2 protein-coding genes and 1 pseudogene are annotated in these 6,187 nt (G+C 68.9%); all 3 read left to right on the top strand.

Annotated elements, in window-relative coordinates; genetic code table 11:
* Positions 1 to 25 precede the first annotated feature (25 nt).
* A pseudogene (locus NE2_RS37750) lies at positions 26 to 127 on the top strand (hypothetical protein); the annotation flags it as partial.
* Positions 128 to 145: 18 nt separating this feature from the next.
* The gene (locus NE2_RS32220; protein ID WP_233429948.1) at positions 146 to 4,399 is read left to right on the top strand and encodes an SDR family NAD(P)-dependent oxidoreductase; all 4,254 of its coding nucleotides are present in this window, start codon (positions 146 to 148) and stop codon (positions 4,397 to 4,399) included.
* Positions 4,400 to 4,401: 2 nt separating this feature from the next.
* Positions 4,402 to 6,187: type I polyketide synthase (locus NE2_RS32215; RefSeq protein WP_167356812.1), on the top strand; the 1,786-nt coding region annotated here is incomplete at its 3' end.

Here is a 6,187-nt window from a genome sequence, read left to right as displayed (position 1 = left end):
GGGTGATCCGATCGAGGCCCAAGCGTTGCTTGCCACGTATGGGCAGGATCGTGCTGCGGATCGTCCGTTGTGGCTGGGGTCGTTGAAGTCGAATATCGGTCACGCTCAGGCCGCTGCGGGTGTGGGTGGTGTGATCAAGATGGTCATGGCGATGCGCCATGGGGAACTGCCGCGAACGTTGCATGTCGATCGGCCGAGTACGAAAGTCGATTGGTCCGAGGGCAATATCCGGTTGCTCACCGAGCCGGTGGCGTGGCCGGAGGTGGATCGTCCGCGCCGTGCGGGTGTGTCCTCGTTCGGTATCAGTGGCACCAACGCGCACGTCATCCTCGAACAGGCCCCGGAGACCGACTCGCGACCGGCAACCACGACGGCGCCGGCCGGTGGCGTGCTGCCGTGGGTGGTATCGGCGCGCACGGGTGCGGCGCTCGCCGACCAGGCCCGGCGGCTGGCATCCCATCTCGCCGACCATGAATACGAGTCGGCCGATATCGGCTTCTCCCTCGCGACGAGGATGGCGTTCGACCACCGTGCGGTGGTGTTGTCGTCCGAGCGCGAGGGCCTGCGGGCCGGAATCCGAGCGCTCGGCCGCGGCGAGCCGGTGCCCGGTGTGGTGTCGGGCCGGGTGGTGCCGGGTTCGACGGGTGTGGTGTTCTCGGGGCAGGGGGCGCAGTGGGCCGGTATGGCTGGTGAGCTGTACGGTGCCTACCCAGTGTTCGCCGAGCACTTCGACGCGATCGTGCGCGAGCTGGATCCCGCTCTGGGACAGACCGTTTCGCTGTCGGCGGCGTTGGCGGACGAGGCGTTGGTCGATCGGACGGTGTTCGCGCAGGCGGGTTTGTTCGCGTTCGAGGTGGCGTTGTACAGGCTGCTGGAGTCGTGGGGGGTGCGGGCGGATGTGGTGGCGGGTCATTCGATCGGTGAGGTCGCTGCTGCGCATGTGGCGGGTGTGTTGTCGCTCGGGGATGCGTGTGTGTTGGTGGCGGCGCGTGGTCGTTTGATGCAGGCGTTGCCTGCGGGTGGGGCGATGGTCGCGGTGGGTGCGTCCGAAGCGGATGTGCTCCCGCTGCTGACCGCAGATGTCTCGATCGCGGCGGTGAACGGTCCGTCCTCGGTGGTCCTGTCCGGCGCCGAATCCGCCGTCACCACCGTGGTCGAGGCGAGTGCCGAGCGTGGATGGCGGACGAGGCGCTTGCGCGTCTCCCATGCCTTCCACTCGCCACTGATGGAACCCATGCTCAACGAATTCGCCACGGCGATAGCGGGTTTGACGTTCACACGCCCGACCGTCGCGCTGGTGTCGACTGTGACCGGTATGCAGGTCGTCGACGAGATGTGTGATCCGTCGTACTGGGTGGGACAGATTCGCGACACGGTGCGCTTCGCGGACGCGGTCACCGCGATGGCGGATATGGGAGTGTCCCGCTTCGCCGAGGTCGGACCGGACGCCGTCCTGTACCCGATGGTCGATCAGACCCTGGACGGGCGCACTCCGCCCGTGGGCCGCGCTGCGGCCGTGGTTGCGTTGGCTCACCGGAGCCGGGCCGATGCCGCGAGCCTGATCGCCGCCGTGGCCGCGCTGTTCGTCGCCGGTGCCGAGGTGAACTGGGCCGGTCTCTACGCCGGTACCGGAAGCCGTCGAGTCGATCTGCCCACCTACGCTTTTCAGCATCGGCGGTATTGGGCGAATGTCGCGCCCGCGGCCGCCGACGGTGGCGCTCGGGCACTGGGATTCGTCGATACCGGGCATTCGCTGATCTCGGCGATGGTGTCGCATCCCGACTCCGGCGCCGTCACCCTCAGCGGTCGTCTCTCGGTCCGCACCCATCCGTGGCTGGCCGATCACCGGGTGATGGATACGGTGCTGTTTCCCGGGACCGGGTTCGTCGAGCTCGTGATGCACGCCGGGGACCAGGTCGGCTGCCCGGCCCTCGAGGAACTGGTGCTGCGCGCGCCCTTGGCGCTCCCGGAAACCGGTGGGGTCGCGATCCGGGTGGTGGTCGATGAACCGGACGACACCGGACGCCGCGCCGTCCGGGTCTTCTCGTGTCCCGACGGTGAGGTCGATTCCATGCCGTCCTGGACGTTGCACGCCGAAGGCGTTGTCGCACAGGACGATACGGTGCCCGATTTCGACCTGGTGTCGTGGCCCCCGGCGGGCGCCAGTGCTGTCGACATCGACGGTGTGTACGACGCACTCGATGCTCAGGGTTACCGGTACGGGCCCGTATTCCAGGCATTGACCTCGGTCTGGCGCGGGCCCGGCGGCATCTACGCCGAGGTGGCGGTACCCGAACACGTGCGCGCTGACGCGGCCGGATTCGGGCTGCATCCGGCCCTGCTCGACGCGGCCTTGCACGCCGTGCGCTCGGCATCGGAGACAGCCACGACGGAGGCGCCCACGACCGGCATCGCCCTGCCGTTCGAATGGTCGGGCGTCACCGTGTACGCGGGCGGCGCCGACTCGCTGCGGGTTCGGCTCACTCCGCAGGGCGAGCACGGCGTGGCTCTGGATCTCGCCGATTCGACGGGTATGCCCGTGGCGGCCGTGCGGCACCTCGCGTCTCGGCCGATCGATCCCGCACAACTCACCACCGGGGCGGCCGCCGGACGGAATGCGTTGTTCCAGGTCGGCTGGACACCGATATCGATCCCCGATGCCGAGGCGACGACGGTCCGATGGGCAGAGCCGGCTGACGAGGTCCCCGGCCTCGTGGTGTGGGACTGCCCGGCCGGTGACGATCCCGCCGCCGTCCGTGCCGCGACTCACGCAGTGCTGCACACCCTTCAGGAGTGGACGACCACCTCCCGCTTCGCCGATTCGGTGCTGGTGGTCCGGACCGAGGGCGCGGTATCCGTTGCGGGCGAGGAGATCACGAACCTCGCGGGCGCGGCGGTGTGCGGACTCGTTCGTTCCGCGCAGACCGAACATCCGGGGCGGATCGTCCTGCTCGATACCGACTCCGGCGTGCCGGCCGGACTGGCGGCCGCGGACGAACCGCAGATCGCTGTCCGCGCCGGACAGGCATACGCCACCCGTCTGACCCGCGTCACCCCCGCGGCGGCTCCGGCGCCGGACGATTCCTTCACCGCCGACGACACCGTCCTGATCACCGGTGCGAGCGGATATCTCGGCGGGCTGCTCGCCCGGCACCTGGTCACCGCGCGCGGTGTGCGCCGGCTGCTGCTGGTGAGTCGTCGCGGTGAATCCGCCGACGGCGCAGCACAATTGCGCGCCGAGGTGGAACAGCTCGGCGCTCGGGTCGACTTCGTCTCCTGCGATGTCGCCGACCGCCAGGCATTGGCCGTGGCGTTGTCCACCGTCCCGGCGGAGCATCCGGTGACCGGTGTCTTCCATCTGGCCGGTGCGCTCGACGACGGCGCGATCGGTTCGCTCACTCCCGACCGGTTGGACACGGTGCTGCGTCCGAAGGTCGATGCCGCCCTGCATTTGCACGACCTGACCCGGGACCTCCCGCTGAAGGCATTCGTGCTGTTCGGTTCGGTGGCCGGCACCTTCGGCAATGCCGGGCAGGGAAACTACGCGGCGGCCAACGCGTGTCTGGATGCGCTGGCCGCGCATCGCCGGGCCGCCGGCCGGCCCGGGCAATCCCTGGCGTGGGGTCTGTGGGAGGCGCAGGGTGGAATGGCCGCCGAACTCGATGCCGCCGCGCGGCAGCGGATAGCTCGTTCCGGTGTGCTGCCGTTGACGGCGGAACAGGGTCTCGCCCTGTTCGACGCCGGGACGCGGATCGACGCCGCGACGCTGGTCCTGGCCCGATTGGATCCGACTGCGGTGCGCGCCGCCGGAATGGTTTCGCGCCTGCTCACCGACGTGGTCCCGCAGCGTCGCACCGCGGCGTCGGGCGCGGCCGCGTCGTTGCGCGCCCGGCTGGCCGACACCCCCGACCACGAGCGTCTCGCGGTACTGGTGGAGATCGTGCGCGGCCAGGTCGCAACGATTCTGGGCCACGACCACGCGCATGCCGTGGACGTGGACAAGGCGTTCAACGAGCTGGGTTTCGACTCGGTCACCGCCGTGGAGTTCCGCAACGTTCTGAAAACCGTTACGGGTCTGCCGCTGCCCGCGACCCTGGTATTCGACTATCCGACGCCACAGGCACTCGCCGACCGTCTCGTCGAGATGCTCACCGAGAACGACTCCGGTGAGTCGGAAGCGTTGCCGGAGGACGAGATTCGCCAGGCCCTGCGGACGATCCCGCTCTCGCGGCTCCGGGAGGCGGGGCTGCTGGATGCGTTGATGGAACTCGCGCAGGACGGGCGGACATCGCGCGGTGAAACAGACGGCACCGATCGCAGCGTCGCGGACGAGTCCATCGACGACCTGGACATCGACGACCTGATCGACCTGGCCTACAACGGCTCATCAGAGGACTGAGAATGACGAACGCCGATGACAAGACGCAGAAGCTGGCGCAGGCGCTGCGTGTCTCGCTCAAGGAGACCGAGCGACTGCGGGCGCGCAATCGCAAGCTCGACGCGGCCCTTCGGGAGCCGATCGCGATCGTCGGTATGGCGTGCCGGTATCCGGGCGGGGTGGAATCGCCGGAGGATCTGTGGCGGTTGGTGGCCGAGGGCGGCGACGCGACCTCGGAATTTCCGGTGAACCGCGGGTGGGACGTCGAGCGACTCTACGATCCGACCGGGGAAACGCCGGGCAGCACCTACAGCCGCGAGGGTGGTTTCCTGCATTCGGCGGGTGAATTCGACCCCGCGTTCTTCGGCATCAGCCCCAACGAGGCCGCGACGATGGACCCGCAGCAGTTCTTGCTGTTGGAGACCTCGTGGGAGGCATTGGAACGCTCCGGCATTGACGCGAGGTCGTTGCGGAGCAGCGCGACCGGCGTCTTCACCGGCCTGATGTATCACGACTATCCGGCCAACGCGAATGCCGGATCCATTGCCTCCGGACGGGTTTCGTATGTGCTCGGCTTCGAGGGCCCGTCCGTCACGGTGGATACGGCGTGTTCGTCGTCGCTGGTAGCGATGCACCTGGCCGCGGGGTCGCTGCGGTCGGGGGAGTGCGATCTGGCGCTGGCCGGTGGTGTGACGGTGATGTCGACACCGGAGACCTTCGTCGAGTTCAGCCGCCAGCGCGGCTTGGCCCCGGATGGCCGGTGCAAGTCGTTCGCGGACGCCGCCGACGGTGTGGGGTGGTCCGAGGGCGTCGGAGTGCTTGTGCTGGAACGGCTTTCCGACGCACAGCGCAACGGTCATCGGATTCTGGCGGTCCTTGCGGGTTCGGCGGTGAACCAGGACGGTGCGTCGAATGGTTTGACCGCGCCGAACGGTCCGTCGCAGCGGCGGGTGATCCGGCAGGCGCTGGCCAATGCCGGTCTCTCGGCGGCCGACGTGGACGCGGTCGAGGCGCACGGTACGGGAACGACGCTGGGTGATCCGATCGAGGCTCAGGCTCTGCTCGCTACCTATGGCCGGGACAGGGACGCCGACAGTCCGTTGTGGCTGGGGTCGTTGAAGTCGAATATCGGTCACGCCCAGGCCGCGGCGGGCGTCGGTGGCGTGATCAAGATGGTGATGGCGATGCGGCACGGCGTATTGCCGCGGACATTGCATGTCGATCGGCCGAGTACGAAAGTCGACTGGACCGAGGGCAATATCCGGTTGTTGACCGAGCCGGTCGAGTGGCCGGAGGGGGACCGTCCGCGCCGTGCCGGGGTGTCCTCGTTCGGCATCAGCGGCACCAACGCGCACGTGATCGTCGAACAAGCACCGGCGACCGAGGCGGTGGCGAACCCGGTGGTGCGAAGCGCGCCCGCGGGCGGCGTGCTGCCGTGGGTGGTCTCCGCGCGCAGCGGTCCCGCACTCGCGGATCAGGCCGCTCGCTTGGCGGGGTACATCGCACAGGCGTCTGCGGACGAATCGGATCCGCTCGATATCGGTCTGTCGCTGGCCTCCACGCGGTCGGCGTTCGAGCATCGTGCCGTCGTGCTGGCCGGTGACCGTGACGGCCTGCTCACGGGTGTGCGGGCGCTGGCCGCGGGTGAGTCCGTGCCCGGTGTGGTGTCGGGCCGGGTGGTGCCGGGTTCGACGGGTCTGGTGTTTTCCGGACAGGGTGCGCAGTGGGCCGGTATGGCGGCCGAGCTGCGTGTTTTTCCGGTGTTCGCCGGGCATTTCGACGCGGTCGTCGCGCGGCTGGAACCTGCGC

It is taken from the genome of Nocardia elegans NBRC 108235, assembly GCF_001612845.1.
In the GTDB taxonomy this organism is placed as follows: domain Bacteria; phylum Actinomycetota; class Actinomycetes; order Mycobacteriales; family Mycobacteriaceae; genus Nocardia; species Nocardia nova.
The sequence above is the reverse complement of the archived record's forward strand: the minus strand, read 5'-3'. Positions and strand labels throughout refer to the sequence as shown.

Excerpts from the sequence above, each read along its gene's own strand:
- NE2_RS32220 (WP_233429948.1), top strand. The coding sequence starts at position 146 with ATGGCGATGCGCCATGGGGAACTGCCGCGAACGTTGCATGTCGATCGG.